This window comes from Rhodococcus sp. NKCM2511, assembly GCF_014905595.1.
Taxonomy (GTDB): domain Bacteria; phylum Actinomycetota; class Actinomycetes; order Mycobacteriales; family Mycobacteriaceae; genus Rhodococcoides; species Rhodococcoides fascians.
In genome coordinates, this window is sequence record NZ_BNHJ02000005.1 from 34,366 (window position 1) to 52,742 (window position 18,377).

Below are 18,377 nucleotides of genomic sequence, written 5' to 3' on the forward strand. Positions count from 1 at the left end.
CGGGATCAATGCGACTGTCAGTCGTTCCGAGTGCAACAGAGCCGCATTCATCCGGTCCGGGCGTGAGGTTGAAGCGACGACCATCGGGGTAGATTGGGGTGTATCGGCCACCGATTCGCGGCGGGCCAACACCTCGAGGAGACCGAGATGCCGGGCCTGCGTCGCATCACAGCCACAGCCGCTGTCCCATTTGTCGGAATTGCCATTGCGCTCGCGTCCGCCGCACCGGCGCAGGCTCTGCCCACACCGGGCGACCTGGCAGATGTGCCGGCGCGGACGTCGATCTCGTACGAACACGTCCCGACGGGTACGTACGTCGGCAGCGCAGAGGATAATTCGGCGCGCCCGGGGTTGTCGACGGTCAAGCTCTACATGGCCGACTACGTTGTGCGCTTCGGAGACGGTTCGCCGCGAGATCGCGACCTGGCCGCACGAATGGTCCAGGTCAGTGACGACGGTGCCGCCTCGGTACTCGACAACAAATATCCCCAGGCCATCGATTCGACGGCAACGGAGTTCGGACTCACCTCTACCTCGCGGGGCGGTTTCTGGGGCAGTTCCTACACCAGCACAGCCGACACTGTGCGATTCCTGGCGGCGAAGAAGCGAACAGACCCCGCCAGCCCGGTCCTCGGCTGGATGAACTCCGCCGCACCGGTTGCAGCCGACGGAACCGTGCAGGACTGGGGCACCCAGCAACTACCCGGCGTGACCGGTAGCAAATGGGGATGGGCCGACGACGGATCGAGCGTGGTTGCCTCCGCGTCGATCGGTGACGAATTCGTCGTGGCTTCCAACACGTATGGACCGCGCCGCTCACAGACCGACGACGTCCTGGCAGCGCTCGGCGGCGTCGAGTTGACGGCACCGCCCGCTGCTTCTCCTGTACCGAACCTTCCCGTGATTCCCGGCCTGCCGTCGGTGGAAGAACTGCTGCTGATGCTCGCTCCTCGCTGACACGTTCGAATAGCTTGTCGGACCCCTCCCCTACTCTGCGATTCACCGAAAAGTTCGGGGACCACACCGGGGGACGTGGAGGGGACGACGATGAGTCGTATCGATCTGGACAGCTTTCAAAATTTTCACCGCACCGGTCAAATCTGGCCGGACGCGGATCCGGTTCGCCTCGTCGAAATGGGCCTTGACTACGCCACTCGAGGGTCAGGGTGGAAGGCGTACGTTCGGCTGGTTGCAGACCGTCTCGCGAAATTCGAGTGCACGCCCGAAGTCGATCCTGCGTACGCCGTATCAGCACGGATACTCGACCTCTCTGTCGACAGGTTGTTCGAGATCGGTTGGCAGCCGGCCGAACTCGCGCACGCTACTCGAAAGATGGCCGGGGGCGCGGCCGGGATGCTCGTGGTGGAGGCGATCGCCACCCATGCGGGGCGTTCCTCTGCCCTCACCAACGCACCCGATTCCTGGCGAGAGCAACTGATCGATCTGAAAATCGATTCCACCGCAGGCGTGTCCGTCGAACGCCTCCGAATGTGGTGTGCGAGACCTCGGGTCTCCACGTCCGACTCCTGGAACACGGTGTTGACCGTCCTCGGTCATACGACCTCACTGGGTTCACTCGACAAGCTGGTTCCCATTCCATCGCAGTGGTCGTCGGTTCGATCCTCGCCAGCACCGTCGTCGGCCCACAAGAGTGGCGTCTCGGATCCCAAGATGCTGGGCAAGATCCGGGGGTTACTGGCAAAGGCGGAGTCCACCCAGTTTCCGGCCGAGGCCGAGGCGTTTTCGGCGAAGGCTCAAGATCTCATGACCCGCTATGCCATCGACCATGCGCTGCTCGAGTCCGACAACCCGCGCGGTTCGATCGGCGACGTGACCACCCGCCGCATCTTGGTCGACAGTCCGTACTCGGAGGCCAAGTCTCTTCTCCTGCACAGTGTTTGCGAACCAAATGGTGCCCGAACCCTGTGGTACAAGCGATTCGCTCTGGTCAACATCGTCGGGCTCGAAGTCGATCTGGATTTGTGCGAGCTGCTGTTCACATCGCTACTCGTGCAGTCTTCTCGCGCACTCGACGAACTCGCCGAATCACCGGAAGCCCGAGGTCGCAGCTTCAGAAAATCTTTTCTGATCGCGTACGCCCACCGTATCGGCCAGCGCTTGCTGGAAGCTCGGGAGCGAGCTACAAAGGCGGCGTCGGAGCATCACGGTAGCGCCTTGCTGCCGATCTTGGCCGAGCGCAGCGATGCCGTGAACAAGGCATTCACGGCCATGTATCCGTCGACAACGGAGGTGCGTATCGAGGCACGCGATCATGCGGGTCGACGTGCAGGCCGTGCCGCCGCCGAACGCGCCGACCTTACCGGTGGGCGCGAACGTATCGACAAATCAGATCTGGCCTCGTAGTGCGCGCTACATTGGCTGACATGACCGGTCTGGATACTCCGCTGACACCACTTCGTTTTCTCGAACGCGCTGCGGAGGTTCATCCCCACAAGATCGCCGTGGAGGATGGTCCGCGCACCTTCACCTACGAGCAGTTCGCCGCCGCCGTCACCCGGCTCGCGCATGCACTGCGCGCGTCGGGAGTCGGCCACGGCGATCGGGTGGCCTACATGGCGTCGAACTCGGCAGAGCTACTGTTCGCGCATTACGCGGTGCCACTGGCCGGTGCCGTTCTGGTCGCGATCAACACCAGGCTCTCGCCGGACGAAGTTCGGTACATCTGCGATCACTCCGGTTCGGTTCTGTTGGTGGGTGATTCGGCACTGCTGGCCGGTCTCGGAACAGATCCCATCGCAGATTCGGTCACCGAGATCGTCGAGACCCCCTCGGTGGACGGCACGTACGACAGGCTGCCGCACACCACGCGATACGACGCGTTCCTCGAACGGGGCACGGACGAACCGATGGATTGGGAGGTCGACGACGAGACGTCGACCATCACGATCAACTACACCTCGGGCACCACCGGTCGACCCAAGGGCGTGATGTACACCCACCGCGGTGCTTACCTCAATTCCCTGGGGGAACTTCACCACCAGGGATTCGGGGTCGACACCCGCTATCTGTGGACTCTGCCGATGTTCCACTGCAATGGGTGGTGCACCACGTGGGCGGTCACGGCCGCGTCCGGCACACACGTGTGCCTTCGCGGAGTGCGCGGCGACGCCATCTGGTCGGCCATCGACAACGGCGTCGATCACCTTGCCGGTGCGCCGACCGTGTTGACCACTCTAGCCACTGCTGCAGAGGCACATTCACTCGATCGACCGTTGACCATCGTCACTGCGGGAGCTCCTCCGAGCCCGACGATCATCGCCAAGATTCGAGCATTGGGAGCAACGCTCGTACACGTCTACGGCCTCACCGAAACCTACGGTCCGTATTCGGTGTGCGAGGCGAAGCAGGAATGGCTCGAACTGGACGCCGACGAACAGGCCCGTCGCTTGGCTCGACAGGGAGTCGGCATGCTCACTGCGGACCGTTTACGGGTGGTCCGCGACAAGCCTGGCCCCGGTGGGGTTTTGATCGATGTCGAACCCGACGGCACCGAAATGGGTGAGATCGTCATGCGCGGCAACAACGTCATGAAGGGGTATTACAACGACACGGCCGGAACGACACAGGCTTTCGCGGGCGGCTGGTTCCATTCCGGTGACCTCGGGGTGATGCATCCCGACGGCTACGTTCAGCTACTCGATCGCGCCAAGGACGTCGTCATTTCCGGCGGCGAGAACATCTCCACCATCGAAGTGGAACAGGCACTGGCGAGCCATCCTGCCGTCGCGGATGTTGCGGTCATCGGGGTGCCCGACGACAAGTGGGGAGAGCGGCCGAAGGCGTTCGTAGTGCTGGTGGCCGGCGCGGACGTGTCGGAAGCCGAGCTCGTGGCGCACGTGAAATCGGCCATCGCGTCGTACAAGGCTCCGCGCAACGTCGAGTTCATCGTCGAGCTGCCGAAGACATCGACGGGCAAGATCAGGAAAAAGGAGTTGCGCGACGCCGAGTGGGGCACGTCCGCATCCAAGATCAACGGATAGCTTCTCTGGTCACGCCATCTGCACACCGGCGATTTCGGTGACGCCGCCCTTGCCGTCGAACGACAGCTGCCGAAATGCCACCTTCTCGACGAAGAACCTGTCGTGGCTCACCAGAATCACAGCACCGGGGAAGGCCATCAGCGCACGTTCTAGCACCTGGGTGCTCTGTAGGTCGAGGTGGTTGGTGGGCTCGTCGAGCACGATGACGCCTGCGCCGAACAACAGGCACTGCGCCAATGCAACTCGTGCCTTCTGCCCTCCGGACAGCACGCCGATCTTCGATTTCAGATCCATCTCGGAGAACTGCAGCAACGTGAGAAAGCGGTGGACTTCTTTCTTCGTCGCCGTCAGAGCGAGACTGCCCGGCATCGCGTTGACCGAGTGCGAGACAGTGTCGTCGAGATCGAGATCGGCGAGCACCTGGTTGTAATAGATGAAGGACGGTGCCTTGGTCTTCCATTTGATCTTGCCACTGTCGGGTTGCTCGGCACCGACGAGGATGTCGACCAGCGTGGTCTTTCCGCATCCATTGGGCCCAGTGATGGCGATACGGTCACCGCGGTGCACGGTGAACGAGATGTTCTCGAAGAGTCGTTGCTCGCCATAGCTTTTCGCGATTCCCGTGATCTCCGCGAGGTTGTCGTGCACATGCAAACCGCCGTAGATTGCGGTGACCACCGTGTCGACCGGGCGGGGGCTCTTGCTCTTCTTGATGTTCGCCAGTCGACGTTTGAGCACTCCGCTGGGGTTCTTCACTGCTTCCTTACGATCACTGATCGCTTCTTGCTCGTAGGCCAGCAGCTGCTGTTCGTTGCTGAACTCACGTTCGAGGTTCTTGAGTCGAAACTGCTTCTGCTGCACGTATTCCGAGTAGCTACCGTCATAGGTCTGCAGGTGATGGTTCTCGATTTCGACGATGCTGGTGACGACCTGCTCGAGGAATGCGCGGTCGTGCGAGACAACGAGTAGCGCACCGCGGAAGTCTCGTAGCCAGCGTTCGAGCCACGCGATTCCGGCAACATCGAGGAAGTTCGTCGGCTCGTCGAGGAGCAGGACGTCCGGGGCCTCGATGAGGATCTTGGCCAACGCCGCGCGGTTGCGCCAACCACCGGACAGTCGATCGACGGGGAGCTCCCGTCGTTCGGCGTTGAATCCGAGCATCGACAACACGGTGTCGATCTGTTGGTGGTAGGTCCAACCGCCACTGTTCTCCATGGCGTCGAGCAGTTCGGCTTGACGATCGACGAGCTTGTACATCTGCTTCTCGTCCAGGTCACCGCCCAATGCGGCCTCGACCTCGGCCAACTCGGTCTCGATTGCGTGGACGGCACCGAAGAGAGATTCGAGCTCCGCTTGAATGCTGCGATCGCCGTCCAGTTCGGAGAACTGCGAGAAGTAGCCGATGCGAGCACCCTCGGTGACGTCGACGGTCCCCGAATCCGGGGTCTCTCGGCCGAGGAGAAGCTGCAGCAGGGTGGTCTTGCCTGTGCCGTTGCGGCCGATCAGACCGATGCGATCGCCGTCGGCGAGGCGGAAGAACACCTCACGCAACATCACCTTCTGGTCGTATCCCTTGGCAACGTCGTTCAAGCGAATCCAGCTCAAGCGTCCACTCCTGTAAAGCACGGGGTTCGCTGAGTCGTCGAACCGACTCGCTCACTGTAGTCGCGTCTGCGCGAACACTCCGCGTCGCCGATCAGTTGACCAGTCGCGGATCAGCTCCCCGGACTCGACTTGCAGGCACCGATTGGCGTCATACTTCCCAATCTGAGGAGCCGATCTCCCACTGGCACACTTATCGCCCTGTGATTGTCGCAAGTGAATCGTTCGGCGGGGACACGACGACTGGGTCGCGCCCTGACCACAGATCGAGAACTGCTTTGGGGCGTGCCAACAACTCTCGTGCGTAGTTCCGCACAACAGCGAGCGTGTTGCAGTCGATGCAGCCGGCAGTCACACCGTCGATCTCCAAATCCATGTCCTCGCACAGTGCGACGGCACGGGAGACATGAAGGGGTTGACTGATGATGAGTCCACGTTCGACGCCGAACGTCTCTTTCGCGCGGGCGCACGTGTCGTAGGTATCGATGCCGTGGTCGTCACCGACGATGACGTCAGGGTCGATTCCATGCTCGATCAGGTACTCGGTCATGGCCTGAATCTCGTTGCCGGACTTGCCGTCTACATCACCGGAGACAAGGACTGCCTTGATCTTTCCTGCCTCCATCAACTGAATGGCGGTGTCGAGCCGACCGGCGAGAAAGCGCATCGGTTTGCCGTCTCGCACCTGGGCACCGAGAACGATCCCTACCGGCGCGTCCGGTGCGTCGTCGACGTCGTAGACCTTGCCCGCCGTCGCGTACGCAACCCATCCGGCCGACGCCAGAACGACCGCAACCAACGCTGCGACAACAGCGCACATCGCTTGTACCAGTCGCCGAACCAGTCCTCGAGGCTTCGTCTTGATACTCATGATCTCGTTTCGTCGGCTGCGGAGAACTCAACGTAACTCACGAAATCGGGGAACCGTCGATCGCGCAGCGCACCCTCATCGATTCCACAGTGAACCCTCAGAAGAACCCTGCCCGTCGCGGCGATTGTCGGACGAGTACCGTCTTACCAGTGAATCCGCTGCTGACCTCTCGACGCTACGTCGACTTGCGTCTGCAAGCCAGCGCTACCTGTTGACGGTCCTCTAGACCGCAACCTCCCCGTCGGGCACATCGGCCCGATGAGCATTCTCTCGCCCACCTCTGTCGGCGTCTCTTCTTTTCGAAAGGCATAACCATGTCTGCGCCCAGCGCTACCCGTACGCGCCGTGTCCCTACCTGGGCAACCGCGTTCGGTCCACAAATCGTTGCCGGTCTCGTACTCGGCGTCGTGTTCGGGCTGATCGCTCGATCGATGCCCGACGCGGCCGATGGCAACGAAAACTGGTTGGTCGGTACCCTCTCGACCATCGGTTCGAGCTACGTGAAGCTACTCACCGTCGCGGTCATTCCGCTGGTCTTCACGGCCATCGTTAGTTCCATCGCCAATCTTCGTGAAGTCACGAACGCTGCGCGTCTGGCTATCCAGACGCTGTGGTGGTTCGCCATCACGGCGTTCATTGCAGTGATCATCGGCATCGTCATCGGTCTGGTCGCCCAGCCCGGATCGCGGACCAGCGCTGGGGCGGACTCGGCAGGAGATCCGTCCAGCGTCGGATCCTGGTGGTCGTTCCTCACCGGTTTGGTGCCGAACAACTTCCTCGCGCTCGGCGCGAAGACCACGGTTGCCGAGAGCGGTACCGCGACCACGTCGTTGAGCTTCAACATCCTGCAGTTGCTGGTGATCGCCGCCGCCATCGGTATCGCTGCACTCAAGGTCGGCAAGAAGGCCGAACCGTTCCTGGCCTTCAACGCGTCACTCCTTGCGATCGTGCAGAAGGTGTTGTGGTGGATCATTCGCCTCGCGCCGATCGGCACGGCTGCTCTGATCGGCAATGCTGTGGCCACCTACGGCTGGGACGCGATCGGTTCGCTCGGGGTGTTCACCGTCTCGATCTACGTCGGCCTGGCTGTTGTGTTCTTCGTGGTGTACCCGTTGATCGTTCGCGCTCATGGTCTTTCGGTGCGCGCCTTCTACTCGGGCGTGTGGCCCGCGACCCAGCTCGGTTTCGTCTCGCGGTCGTCGATCGGCACTCTGCCTCTCACCGAGCGTGTCACCGAACGCAACCTGGGCGTGCCGCGTGAGTACGCCTCGTTTGCGGTACCGCTCGGGGCGACGACGAAGATGGACGGTTGCGCTGCAATCTATCCCGCCATCGCAGCACTGTTCGTCGCGCAGTTCTACGGTATCGACCTGACCATCACCGACTACCTGCTGATCATCGTCGTGTCTGTGATCGGTTCAGCGGCAACAGCAGGAACGACGGGCGCGACGGTGATGCTGACTCTTACGCTGTCGACCTTGGGACTGCCTCTCGCCGGCGTCGGCCTGCTGCTCGCAGTGGAACCGATCGTCGACATGGGCCGTACCGCGGTCAATGTCACCGGCCAGGCTCTGGTGCCGACCATCGTCGCCAAGCGCGAAGGCATCTTGAATCTCGAGCGCTACAACGCTCCGCGCAACGGCGATCCCTTCGTCGACGAGGAAGCCGAAGTGGAACTGGCTCGCTAGCAGCATGTTTCGACCGATCGATCCCGACGACCGAGCAACTGGGTCGTCGGGATTTTTCGTCTATCGCGGTGGCGACAGCGCTTCGACCGATGCCGCGGTGGCACTGTCCACGGCCTCGACACTCGCGAAATAGTGTCGAAAGAACTCGCGCATGGTCTTGATGATCTCGATCTGCTGCTTGATCGCAAAGCGGGCGGAGCCTTCTTCGCCGACAGCAAGACGATGGAATTTGGCTCCGAGTTGTTGGGCTGACGGCAGATTGCCGAACGATTCAGGCGACGACAGGCCAACGGTCATTTCGAACATCTTGTCCAGTTTTTCGAGGTAGTCAGAACACGCCTTGTCGCAAGCCACTGCGACATCAGGGTCGACTTGGAGTTCTCTGGCACCTGCCTGATCGCGCAACGATCGCCAATAGGCAAGGCTGTCGGCCAGACCTAGAGTCCTGTCGGTCACTGGGGCGCGCCTTTCATGTCGGCAAGTAGGACTGAAGGTCCTCGGAATGCTTGTCGACTTCGGCGCAGGGATCACCCAACAAGTCTTTCGAACCAATCTTGTGAAGGATGAAGATTATGAGGTTGCCGCTTGCCTCGAGCGCGATACTGCACCCCTCTGGCGGGTTGCCGTCCTCGGAGAGGTTGAACTGAACTGCTGCGCGAGGGCCTACGCGCACTGAAACCTGATTCTTGTTCTGCGGACTACCCATGAATTGATCGAGCGAGTTGATCGAGGACTGGATGATGAAGAAGTACCACGGCGTTTCGGTCGGCCCATCCCACGCACAGTTCTTCCACCCGGGGTATGTCGTGATTCCTGCGAAGTCGGGTCGTTCCGTACTCACGTCCAAGCCGCTTGCTGTCACCGCAGATTTCGGGATAGTGCATGGATCGAATGGCTCTCGTGGACCCGGCTTCACCGCCGACGTGGATGTGTCCTCGCTCGCGAGCGGGCTTCCATTCGTCGAGCCGGCGCATCCCGTCAGCAACAGCACCGCGCTGCACGCCACAGCAATTCGACGTCCAGACATCACACGCATTCGTTCAACCTCTCGACACCGACGGCACTGACAGGTTGGACGCACGCAACGCGCGATCGGTTCCCTAGACGGGCTGCGAGGCCTTGATCTCCTCTGACTTCACGGAAGCAGGACTCCTACGTTCGGCTGCCCACACCCACAAGGCCAGCGAGATCAATGCGATCACTTCGGCAACGACGAGCACGCGCTCCACGTAGCCGAGGGTGACCACCCGATACCAGGGTCGCGTGCCGACGGCACCGACAACGAGTGCGTATGCGATCGGGAGCAGCGTGCAGACGGACAGCACGCTCAGCCACAGTGTCGTTCGTGCCCGGACAGTCCATGGACCCTGACGAATCCAGGGCCGCGAGAACGCGAAGACCGCGACGGGGATGCTCACGAACGCCACTGCCGCACCGAGTCGATGGATCGTCCCGCCGAAGCTCAGTGACGCGTCGTTCGACCAATCCTGCTTCGGCACGGCGACAACGGCAACAAGGCCGATAGTCCACAGCATCAGACACAAGGACGCTACCGAGGTGGGTCGGGTGAGCCGTTGTCGCACCGCGGCCAGCAGAGTGAAAGCAGAACCCAACGCGAGCAGGACGACCCCGATCGAGAACACCCACTGCTGTGCGCCGAGTCCGTATTCACTGATCGTGCGCCGAAGGTGCGAAGGCGTCTGCCATGCAGTGTGAGCATCGAGAACCAGAACGACCAGCGCTCCCAACACGATCGACACGGTGCCGACCTCGGCCCGACGAATGGACACGAAGACCCCTCTCCCGGACGACGTCGGTCGCGTCCGACCTCCATGGTGCCCGAACCGTTGCTCGAACCCCCTTGACGGAGAATCACGGGAGGCATAACGTACAACCAAATGGTTGTAGATGAGATGAAGGAAGCAGAAATCGACCGCCTCTTCCAGGCGTTCGCCGACACGACGCGGCGCGACATCGTGACGAGAGTGACGGACCGCGAGCACTCGGTGTCCGAACTGGCCTCTCACTACGCCATGAGTTTTGCCGCTGTACAGAAGCACGTGGCGGTTCTCGAACGCGCTGCGGTTGTCACCAAGCACAAGCGCGGCCGGGAGCAGATCGTGCAGGTTCGGTTGGACACCATCGCTCGAGCACGGACCGTACTCGATGCCTACGAGGAGATCTGGCGACATCGCATCGACCGGATCGACGAGATACTCGGCGAAGACCCGAAGGGATAGCACCATGCCGTTCATCAGCTCACACAAGGACGCGGAGAACTTGACCGTAACGCTGGTCGCCGAGTTCGACGCGAAGGTCGACCGCGTCTGGCAGATCTGGTCGGACCCTCGACAGCTCGAACGATGGTGGGGACCACCGACGTGGCCCGCGACTTTCGAGAGCCACGACTTCGTGCCGGGCGGTAAAGCGTCGTACTACATGACCGGCCCCGAGGGCGAAAAGGCCGCTGGCTGGTGGATTTTCACCGACATCACCGAGCCGACGACGCTCTCGTTCGACGACGGGTTCGCCGACGACTCGGGCAACCCGCCGCCGACGATGCCAGTCACTCACGCCACCGCGATTCTCGATGATCTCGACGGCAGAACGCGTATGACCATTCGGTCGCGCTTCGACTCCCTCGACCAGCTCGAACAACTCGTCGAGATGGGCATGGACGAAGGTATGGCCTTGGCACTGGGCCAGATCGACGCCATCGTTGCCGATTGATCGTTGTGCGCGGAAACTCGGTCTCTGCTGCGAATTTCCGCGCACATGCGGCGAAGCCGCTCTACTCGGGAACAGAGCTGACGGTGAACGGCTCGACCGGTTCTCCCCCACGCTTGTCGAACTGACTGTTGACCACCAGTAGTCGATCATCCACTGCTGCAACGGTTGTGGGGTAGGCAAACGATGGGTCCGTGATTTCGCCGGTGACCGATCCGCGCCGGCCATCATCGTTGAGGTCGACCTTCGAGATCAGACCGTCGCGATTGCGGACGACATACAACGTGTCGTCGTCCATCTCCATGCCATCGCCGTTCATGAGCGTCGCCCCACCGAGGTCGACCTGGGTGACCTCTTTCGAGGTCTTGTCGATCCGGTACAGATTTCCGGTGCTGGACTGCACAACGATCAGCGCCGATTCGTCGTCGTTCTCGACGATGCCGTTGGCATTGAAGCCCTCCCCGTAGACGAACGGGCTGCCGTCGAAGTTCACGAACGTCTCCATCGGAGCGTCCTGCGTCCCAGCCACGATTTGGTCGAACGGAATGCGGTACAGCGCCGGGCTGCGTGAGTCCGTCACAAAGGCATCGCCATTGTCGGCAATCGCGACGTCGTTGAGGAACGTCGCGTCGGGGCCGAGACCGTTGGTGAACGTTGCCACCAGATCACCGGAATTGGCGTCGTACACCCAGACCTTGCCGGTCGCTCCACCGGCGATCACCAAGTAATCGGGCCGATCGTCGTCATCGGTGACATCGATCCCCGCAGCACCGGTGCGTCCGTCCGCACCGCCGGGCAGGAAGACCGATACATCCGGCGATCCGACGGTTCCGCGGAACACGGCACCGTCGGAAGTGGAGGTGACGTAGAACGTGTCGTCGGCGGCCGTGATGCCTTCGGGGAACACTCCTGTGCCCGGCAGGTTGTAGACGCCGGCGTTCGATGGGCCGGACGACGACGGAGCTGACGACGCCGGAGCTGACGATTCAGTGGGAGCGGAAGCGGGGGTCGGCTCCGGATCGGAGGACCCGCAGGCACCCAGCAGGAGTGTGGCGGCGGCAACAACGGGCAGTACCTGGAGGGCTCGTTTCACCCTCGCAAGTGTTCCATATGTCTCAATTTCTTGGCATTTCTCCTGGTGAGCAGATTTTCGGTCGAGACGTTTCGTACAGTCGTAGTCATGAGTGAGCTCTCCACCCTTGCCGCGACCAGCACTGAACTCGGCGGAATCGCCGGGTGGGCGGTGAGTCTGATGGAGGCGATCGGCGGTCCCGGTGCCGGTATTGCCGTCGCTGCGGAGAACTTTTTCCCGCCGCTTCCCAGCGAGATCATTCTGCCGTTGGCAGGCTTCACCGCATCTCAGGGCGGGATGACGCTCTTCGGTGCGTTGTTCTGGACGACTGCCGGATCGGTGCTCGGCGCTCTGGTTCTCTACTGGCTGGGCATCAAACTCGGACGTGACCGGATGTACGCCATTGTCGAGAAGATGCCGTTCGTCGGAACCGAGGATCTGACGAAGGCCGAGGACTGGTTCACCAGACACGGTCGGTCGGCGGTGTTCTTCGGCCGCATGATCCCGGTGGTTCGCTCGGGCATCTCGATTCCGGCCGGTGTGTCACGGATGCCGGTACTGCAATTCACGTTGTACACCACGCTCGGCAGCCTGATCTGGAACTCGATCTTCGTGCTGGCCGGATACTTCCTCGGCGAGAACTGGCACTATGTGGAGAACTACGCCTCCGTGTTCCAGTACATCGTCATCGGCATCGTTGTGGCGCTGATCGCGTGGTTCGTGGTGAAGAAAATGAAGTCGAGGCGCGTCGAGGTCGAGTGAACCTCACAGATCATCGATATCGATGAAGCCGTCCTGCAGAGCCCTCGCCAACAATGCCGCTTTGGTGGGTGCCGTGCGCCCCACCGCGGAGTACTTGGCTCGGATCCGGGACAAGTGGGTGTTCACAGTTCCCATCGACAGATAGAGCGCACGCGACGCCTCCGACTTGGAGTCGGACACCAGCCATGTGGTGAGCACTTCGATTTCACGAGCGCTGAGCCGCGGATCGGGACCTTCGTGGATGCGGATGTCGAGAACTGCCATGAAAATCCTTGATATCGGGCACCACCGCTGTCCCGGCGGCGCGAACACAGCACATAACACCGCACTCTTTCCGTTGGGTCACTCCGGTTGATGACCGAGGTCGCTCTCACCCGAGAGTGAGTACTGTCACCGGCACCGTCACGGTCGGTCTCACCTCGGTAAAGTCCGTCCCCATGAACGAGCTCGACGCGACTGCCACCCATTTCGTCGAGGCGGCCGTCACACTGTTGGTCGCGGATCCTCGACGAATTCTCGACCGCGGTATGCGCATCGAGGACGTCGTCCACGCATCCGACTCGTCGACAGCGACGTTCTTCCGCAAGTTCAGCACCAAGGCCGACTTTCTCGACAAGGTGGTCGAGCAGCTGGCCCGGACCTCGCTGCCCACCGACGTCCACGAAACAGTTCGCAGCCAGGTGACGAACGGCGGTGCATCGATTCGCTCGACGGTGACGGCGCTCGTTGCGCAGTACTTCCCGGCAATCGTCGACCGGAAGAGCATCACCGAGTCTCTTCTGGACCACGTTTTCAGTGGACCGTCGTCCCCGACCCTGTTAAGTGAGTACCGCGTCCGAGACGAAGCCGTACTGGGCGCGTTCGAGGCACTGTTCGACCCCGACGGCGGGGCCTTTCGCCGTCCCTTCACAGCCCGAACGTTCGCAGTGACGGTCAACGCAATCATCGATGGATTTCGCCTCCGCAGTCAGGCGGACGCCGCGTCCGTATCGGCCGAGGTGATGTCCGACGCGGTGCTTGCCTTTCTCGGGGCCGTCGTCGACACGTCCGGTCGTCATCAGCACCTCGACGACGTGGGAGAAGTCGGTTCACCGGTCGAGGAACGCCCGCTTCCTCGCGATCCTCGCGCTGCGATCGTCACAGCTGCGCGCGACGAGTTCGGAAAGCGTGGCTACTTCATGACGCGGATGGACGACGTCGCCGACATCGCAGGAGTGCCGAGGACGGCCTGCAAGACACTGTTTCCGACCAAGCCGTCCGTCATCGTTGCAGCCCTGCAGAATCGGGTCGATCATCTTCGCGAGTCGGTAGCCGACGACCAGTTGCTGGGCCTCGATGAACTCACGATTCTACGAAATCACATGCTGCGGTGCGCGCAGCTCGCCGCCGACGAAGTCGAATTCATGGACGCTCTCCTCGTCGCCGTCGCACACGACACGTACGGCGAGCCGGAGGGGTTGATCTCGATCAAGGAGAAACTCAACCTGCCGGCAATCATCGGGCCGGTCATCGCGCGGGGTCAGGACAGCGGGGTGTTCCGAAAGAGCTCGAGCCCAGTCGATCTCGCAGCAGGCATCACCAATACGCTGCTGATGCGATGCTTCACACGACGACAGAACAGCCCGCAGGACAACGCGAACTTCGTCGCTGAACTTCTCCTCGACGGTCTCGGTGTGCACTGAGCATCGACCGAGTGCGTGTTATCGGACCCGCCGGATGCCGTCCGCGAAGTCGTCGAGAGCGGCGAGTATCTCCTCGGCCTGCCACACCCTGTTTCGTCGCCCCTTCGACGTCTGGTGCACAATTCCCACCTCGGTCAGCTTGTCGATTGCCCGCTGAGCCGCAATCTCGCTGACGGCGAATGTGTTTCGTACGTAGGCGTTGTCGACGACCGGTTGCGCCACCAGAGCGTCGAGGAGTTTCCACACAACCGAGTCGCTTCGTGCGACGACGCGCTCGGTGTACTCGCTTCTGACATCGGCCAGCTCGTCTACCAATCGCCGCCCACCTTCGACGGCGTGGAACGTGGCAGTGGTGAGGCTCCGTACGATCGCCTCGACATCCCCGGCGCGGTAAGCATCCAAACTTCGGAAGTAGCCTGCGGTGTCCGTAAGGAGCCCAGCAGACAGTGGAACCGTCACTCGCTCCGTCACTTCCGCCGTGCGCAGCATCGCGTGGACTATGGCCCGGCCCGTTCGCCCGTTTCCGTCCGTGAACGGGTGAACCGTTTCGAATTGCGCATGCGTGACGGCGATATGCGGGATGACGGGCAAGTCCGAACGAGCTGCGAACTCGAACAGGTCGGCAAGTGCACCCGGAAGCCGGTCGTGGTGCGGTGGAACGAAAGCGGCACGGTGCGGGCCTATGTCCGATCCCCCGATCCAGACTTGCTGAGTTCGCCATTGCCCCGGGAACGGATCGCCGTTGGACTCCATCAGCGATCGGTGCATCTGAAGCACGCTTGCTTCTCCGATCGATGATCCGACCTCGAGTGCTGCTTCCATCGCACGGACGTTTGCCGACACGATCGAGGCGTTCCGCGTTGTGGGCGCACCCAATTCGGCGAGTGCAAGTGCCCTGGCTCCCACGGTCAGATTCTCGATCTGCGAGGACGCTGAGCTTTCCGCTCGCAGCAGAACCGAACTCATCGGTGCGAGCTCGACCGATGAACCGAGTTGCACCGAGGCGTACTGGTCGAAGCGGACGATTTCACGGAGCGCGTCCTCCGATTCCGCCAGCAGCTGCGCGGGCAACGCCAATTCCGCATCCGCGATACCCGCCGGCACGCACGCGCGATAGTCACCCTGATGTAGCCGACGCTGGGCGCCCGAGGTGTAGGTATCGGACACGTGCCATGGTCGACGCTCGAAATCGACCGCAGGCCATCGGCTCGCGGCCTGATCATCCGCCATCGATGAACCATACCAAACCTTACTGTCCTAAAGTTTGGTATGGCGCGGCCAGGCTAAGCCCTCGCTTAGCAAAACGAATGGTATGAATATTGCGCGACGTTCGTCGCACTGGTGCCGAACGGAGCGAGGGTCATGGACGAGGACACGCAGTCCGCAGAACGCAGCCATTCCGCGCTGCTCAACACCCTCGTCATCGTATCTGTAGTGGCATTGGGTGTGGTCGCAGCGGGATTGACCACCCCGGCCGAGGAGCCCGAATTAACCTCGCTACCAGAGACTTCGGAGACGCCAACCCCCGAGCCACCACAACAGGAGTACGTCTACGTCACTCCGGAGGTCGATCCGTCGGCGAGCATCCCCGGATGCGACACCGTCGAGGCTCCCACCGAACCGTCGTACTCCAGCTTGATCAGCACTGGTGAGGAGTCTTACGACAACCCATCCGCGCCCTGGTACAGCGGCCCCAAAGCCCATCTCATGTCCGAGGCGCTGATGGCCGCACTTCCCTCGAACGTCTCTGCGTCGAACTCACTGTACTTCGGGCCGATTCCCACATCGGAAGGTCAGGACTTCGTTCTCGACTCGGCGAACGCGTCGGTGCAGCTGTCCAGGGGCGAGAACCCTGAGTACCTCAGCGTTGGTGTGGGACCGCGTGATTCGGCGGAGCCGCCGGCATGCGTCGCGGGCCAACTCGACGAACGTCGGACAATGCCGGACGGCACGGTGGTCGATACCGACGACACCTGGAGCGAAACCAACGGTGCTCGCACCTACACGCGGATGGCCACGGCGTACCACTCGGACCGCTCGACTGTATCCGTCTACCTGGCCGGAGGAGCCGAAGAAAACGCGTTCACCCTCACACTCGACGACCTCGTCCGCGTTGCCACAGATCCGAACCTGCGAATCTCGGCTCCGGTACCTCCTGGCACGCCAGGCAACGTCGCCGAGTGCAGCGCCGGTTGGGACGACAGTTCATCGGCCTCCTTCTCCCCCGACGAGACCCGGAGGCTCAATGACGCTCTCCGGCGGGCAGATGCGGCGGCGCTCGGTCCGACACCACCGTTGGGTGCGTTGCACACCAGTGAATTCAGTTCGGGGCTTTGTCAGACGGTGAACAGCACTGCCGGGCAACTCACGATCAGCGTTGCCCGGGCCGCGCCTGACAACGAATCCGATTCGACGACAACGGAGGAGCCCCAGCTCGTGTCGCCGGATGAGTACGGACCAGGCTCCTCGGTTTCCGTCGTCACGCCGTCAGGGCTCGAGATCACGGTGTCGACAACTGAACTGGTGCAGGATCCGACACTGCTCGAAAACCTCTCGAACACAGCAGGATTGGACCTTCGATGACGCGATGGAACGGGACCACAAAATTGGTCGTTGCGGCGATCGTCGCGACACTGTCGGTCGGTGCTGCGGTAGCCGTTGTGACACAGGACCGATCGACGACCATCAAGAAGATCACCGACTCCTCGGACGACTCACCCGGGTTGGCATGGGCCGTCGACGCGGCGGACATGGGGTTGGAGGGAGCTACCTTCGCCTCTCCTCGTACCGGTTCCATGTATGCCTGGGGTCTCGGCTCGATAGTGATCGGCCGTACAGCTCTCACACTGGCCGTCGTGTCGTCGGAATCCGGCAACAACGAGGCCGTCATGGTCGGAATCGACACCACCGACGGCACAGTTCTGTGGAAGACCCCGGCCCCGGACCTGGCGGCATGCGCCGACGAGCCGCTCGACGGACGACTCGTGTGCCACCAGCCCATCTGGGGCGAAACTCCGGGCTACGTCACCTTCGATCCGGTCACCGGCGAATCGCGAAACTACCCTACTGATCTCGATCTTTTCGCCGTCACCGTTGCGAACGACCGTGTCTACACGACATCGGGCAACCTCGAAGACGACGACGTACTCCTGCACCGCGGAACGCTGGAAAATCCGAGCGCCGACTGGACGGCTCCATTGCATGCTTGGGCCGGTTGGGAGGACGACTACGCCACCGCGCTCGAGGTGAATGGAGAGATCGGAACGTTCGATGTCGGAGGCGATTTCTCCACGTTCGACGCCTCGACCGGCCGGCAATTGTGGAAGACGGACAGCCTGGAGGATTGCCTCGGAGCAGTGGGACGCACCATGGGCGACCTGGCCATTGCCTCGCTACAAGACTGCGAGGGTACGGGTTCCGAGCTGAAAGGGTCCGTCGCCCTCCAGCTGGACGGCACGGTCCTCGCACGTTCGGACAGTCCTGTCGTGCAACAGCCGTCGATCGACGAGCCCACCGACACGTCGATCCCGATCGTTCTCGGCGATGCGGCCTTCGATCGCACCACAGGTGAGCAACTGTGGCGCGACGACGCCTTGTCGTACGACTCTCCCGGAGACGAACTCAACGAGCCCCGCACGTACGCCACCCTGAGGTACATCATCGGCCATGTCGGGTTGCTGCAGTCATCCAGCGGCACCACAGCGCTCGATCTGCGAGACGGCGAGCATCTGTGGCAGGCCGACCTGAACGGCAACGTTCTCGGACACGATGGCGATCTGGTGTTGACCTCGGCCGGCACAGATCTGTCCGCGGTCGACATCACCACCGGTGAGACCGCGTGGACTGCGTCCACATCGATGATGTTTCCGGACGACGAATCGATGAGCTTCGAGACGTTGGTCGACGCTGCCGATGGCGGTTATCTGGTGCAGTCGGGCACCAAACTGGCAATGCTGCAACCACTTCCCTGAG

The 18,377-nt window shown here is 62.0% G+C and carries 18 protein-coding genes; 10 read left to right on the plus strand and 8 right to left on the minus strand.

Annotated elements, in window-relative coordinates; translation table 11 throughout:
- The first annotated feature begins 147 nt into the window (after nt 1–147).
- From JLZ96_RS23625 to JLZ96_RS23635, 3 genes are all read left to right on the plus strand, one after another.
- Entirely contained in the window at nt 148–957 is an 810-nt protein-coding gene (locus JLZ96_RS23625) for a hypothetical protein (RefSeq protein WP_201011418.1), read from the plus strand.
- A 90-nt stretch (nt 958–1,047) separates the two neighbouring features.
- The gene (locus tag JLZ96_RS23630) at nt 1,048–2,364 is read left to right on the plus strand and encodes a DUF2786 domain-containing protein (RefSeq protein WP_201011419.1); all 1,317 of its coding nucleotides are present in this window, start codon (nt 1,048–1,050) and stop codon (nt 2,362–2,364) included.
- Between the two features lie 20 nt (nt 2,365–2,384).
- Nucleotides 2,385–4,001: an AMP-binding protein gene (locus JLZ96_RS23635; RefSeq protein WP_201011420.1), complete on the plus strand. Its 1,617-nt coding sequence runs from the start codon at nt 2,385–2,387 to the stop codon at nt 3,999–4,001.
- A gap of 9 nt (nt 4,002–4,010) precedes the next feature.
- On the opposite strand, the gene JLZ96_RS23640 is transcribed toward JLZ96_RS23635, so the two are convergent.
- On the minus strand, nt 4,011–5,606 hold the full coding sequence (locus JLZ96_RS23640) for an ABC-F family ATP-binding cassette domain-containing protein (protein ID WP_236254224.1): 1,596 nt from the start codon (nt 5,604–5,606) through the stop codon (nt 4,011–4,013).
- A gap of 190 nt (nt 5,607–5,796) precedes the next feature.
- The gene (locus JLZ96_RS23645; RefSeq protein WP_201011421.1) at nt 5,797–6,474 is read right to left on the minus strand and encodes a vancomycin high temperature exclusion protein; all 678 of its coding nucleotides are present in this window, start codon (nt 6,472–6,474) and stop codon (nt 5,797–5,799) included.
- 314 nt (nt 6,475–6,788) lie between these two features.
- Here JLZ96_RS23645 and JLZ96_RS23650 point away from each other — a divergent pair, with 314 nt between their 5' ends.
- Entirely contained in the window at nt 6,789–8,162 is a 1,374-nt protein-coding gene (locus JLZ96_RS23650; protein WP_027497711.1) for a dicarboxylate/amino acid:cation symporter, read from the plus strand.
- Between the two features lie 60 nt (nt 8,163–8,222).
- On the opposite strand, the gene JLZ96_RS23655 is transcribed toward JLZ96_RS23650, so the two are convergent.
- The 3 genes from JLZ96_RS23655 to JLZ96_RS23665 all read right to left on the minus strand — a co-directional run bounded on the left by JLZ96_RS23655 (nt 8,223) and on the right by JLZ96_RS23665 (nt 9,952).
- Nucleotides 8,223–8,618 (minus strand): hypothetical protein, encoded by a 396-nt coding sequence (locus JLZ96_RS23655; RefSeq protein ID WP_201011422.1) that lies wholly within the window; start codon nt 8,616–8,618, stop codon nt 8,223–8,225.
- A 13-nt stretch (nt 8,619–8,631) separates the two neighbouring features.
- On the minus strand, nt 8,632–9,198 hold the full coding sequence (locus JLZ96_RS23660; protein ID WP_308436833.1) for a DUF3558 domain-containing protein: 567 nt from the start codon (nt 9,196–9,198) through the stop codon (nt 8,632–8,634).
- Between the two features lie 64 nt (nt 9,199–9,262).
- A complete protein-coding gene (locus tag JLZ96_RS23665) occupies nt 9,263–9,952 on the minus strand; it encodes a DUF998 domain-containing protein (protein WP_236254225.1) in 690 nt (229 codons plus the stop codon).
- 108 nt (nt 9,953–10,060) lie between these two features.
- On the opposite strand from JLZ96_RS23665, the gene JLZ96_RS23670 reads away from it, so the two are divergent.
- Together JLZ96_RS23670 and JLZ96_RS23675 are read left to right on the plus strand one after the other, a co-directional pair.
- Complete coding sequence (locus JLZ96_RS23670; protein WP_032406466.1) at nt 10,061–10,402, plus strand: metalloregulator ArsR/SmtB family transcription factor; 342 nt, start codon at nt 10,061–10,063, stop codon at nt 10,400–10,402.
- Nucleotides 10,403–10,406: 4 nt separating this feature from the next.
- Nucleotides 10,407–10,892, plus strand: coding sequence for an SRPBCC domain-containing protein (locus JLZ96_RS23675; protein WP_201011424.1), 486 nt, complete (start codon nt 10,407–10,409; stop codon nt 10,890–10,892).
- A gap of 61 nt (nt 10,893–10,953) precedes the next feature.
- On the opposite strand, the gene JLZ96_RS23680 is transcribed toward JLZ96_RS23675, so the two are convergent.
- Nucleotides 10,954–11,982, minus strand: a complete 1,029-nt coding sequence (locus JLZ96_RS23680; protein WP_201011425.1) for an SMP-30/gluconolactonase/LRE family protein — start codon at nt 11,980–11,982, stop codon at nt 10,954–10,956.
- Nucleotides 11,983–12,069: 87 nt separating this feature from the next.
- Between JLZ96_RS23680 and JLZ96_RS23685 the strand changes: the two genes are divergently transcribed.
- A complete protein-coding gene (locus JLZ96_RS23685; RefSeq protein ID WP_027497716.1) occupies nt 12,070–12,723 on the plus strand; it encodes a DedA family protein in 654 nt (217 codons plus the stop codon).
- 3 nt (nt 12,724–12,726) lie between these two features.
- Here the strand turns inward: JLZ96_RS23685 and JLZ96_RS23690 are convergent, their stop codons facing one another.
- On the minus strand, nt 12,727–12,987 hold the full coding sequence (locus JLZ96_RS23690; protein WP_201011426.1) for a LuxR C-terminal-related transcriptional regulator: 261 nt from the start codon (nt 12,985–12,987) through the stop codon (nt 12,727–12,729).
- Between the two features lie 173 nt (nt 12,988–13,160).
- Here JLZ96_RS23690 and JLZ96_RS23695 point away from each other — a divergent pair, with 173 nt between their 5' ends.
- Nucleotides 13,161–14,405: a TetR family transcriptional regulator C-terminal domain-containing protein gene (locus JLZ96_RS23695; RefSeq protein ID WP_201011427.1), complete on the plus strand. Its 1,245-nt coding sequence runs from the start codon at nt 13,161–13,163 to the stop codon at nt 14,403–14,405.
- 18 nt (nt 14,406–14,423) lie between these two features.
- Here the strand turns inward: JLZ96_RS23695 and JLZ96_RS23700 are convergent, their stop codons facing one another.
- A complete protein-coding gene (locus JLZ96_RS23700) occupies nt 14,424–15,635 on the minus strand; it encodes a Fic family protein (protein WP_094718845.1) in 1,212 nt (403 codons plus the stop codon).
- A gap of 132 nt (nt 15,636–15,767) precedes the next feature.
- Between JLZ96_RS23700 and JLZ96_RS23705 the strand changes: the two genes are divergently transcribed.
- Both JLZ96_RS23705 and JLZ96_RS23710 read left to right on the plus strand, forming a co-directional pair.
- Nucleotides 15,768–16,988 carry a hypothetical protein gene (locus JLZ96_RS23705; RefSeq protein ID WP_094718844.1) on the plus strand — a complete coding sequence of 407 codons (1,221 nt, stop codon included), beginning with the start codon at nt 15,768–15,770 and terminating at the stop codon, nt 16,986–16,988.
- The gene (locus JLZ96_RS23710; RefSeq protein WP_201011428.1) at nt 16,985–18,376 is read left to right on the plus strand and encodes a PQQ-binding-like beta-propeller repeat protein; all 1,392 of its coding nucleotides are present in this window, start codon (nt 16,985–16,987) and stop codon (nt 18,374–18,376) included. Before JLZ96_RS23705 ends, JLZ96_RS23710 begins: the two co-directional genes overlap by 4 nt.
- The last annotated feature ends 1 nt before the right edge of the window (nt 18,377 follow it).

Coding starts and splice junctions, on each gene's coding strand:
- JLZ96_RS23630 (WP_201011419.1), top strand. CDS start 1,048: ATGAGTCGTATCGATCTGGACAGCTTTCAAAATTTTCACCGCACCGGT.
- JLZ96_RS23670 (WP_032406466.1), top strand. CDS start 10,061: ATGGTTGTAGATGAGATGAAGGAAGCAGAAATCGACCGCCTCTTCCAG.
- JLZ96_RS23645 (WP_201011421.1), bottom strand. CDS start 6,474: ATGAGTATCAAGACGAAGCCTCGAGGACTGGTTCGGCGACTGGTACAA.
- JLZ96_RS23690 (WP_201011426.1), bottom strand. CDS start 12,987: ATGGCAGTTCTCGACATCCGCATCCACGAAGGTCCCGATCCGCGGCTC.
- JLZ96_RS23695 (WP_201011427.1), top strand. CDS start 13,161: ATGAACGAGCTCGACGCGACTGCCACCCATTTCGTCGAGGCGGCCGTC.
- JLZ96_RS23705 (WP_094718844.1), top strand. CDS start 15,768: ATGGACGAGGACACGCAGTCCGCAGAACGCAGCCATTCCGCGCTGCTC.
- JLZ96_RS23675 (WP_201011424.1), top strand. CDS start 10,407: ATGCCGTTCATCAGCTCACACAAGGACGCGGAGAACTTGACCGTAACG.
- JLZ96_RS23710 (WP_201011428.1), top strand. CDS start 16,985: ATGACGCGATGGAACGGGACCACAAAATTGGTCGTTGCGGCGATCGTC.
- JLZ96_RS23685 (WP_027497716.1), top strand. CDS start 12,070: ATGAGTGAGCTCTCCACCCTTGCCGCGACCAGCACTGAACTCGGCGGA.
- JLZ96_RS23650 (WP_027497711.1), top strand. CDS start 6,789: ATGTCTGCGCCCAGCGCTACCCGTACGCGCCGTGTCCCTACCTGGGCA.
- JLZ96_RS23660 (WP_308436833.1), bottom strand. CDS start 9,198: ATGCGTGTGATGTCTGGACGTCGAATTGCTGTGGCGTGCAGCGCGGTG.
- JLZ96_RS23700 (WP_094718845.1), bottom strand. CDS start 15,635: ATGGCGGATGATCAGGCCGCGAGCCGATGGCCTGCGGTCGATTTCGAG.
- JLZ96_RS23635 (WP_201011420.1), top strand. CDS start 2,385: ATGACCGGTCTGGATACTCCGCTGACACCACTTCGTTTTCTCGAACGC.
- JLZ96_RS23625 (WP_201011418.1), top strand. CDS start 148: ATGCCGGGCCTGCGTCGCATCACAGCCACAGCCGCTGTCCCATTTGTC.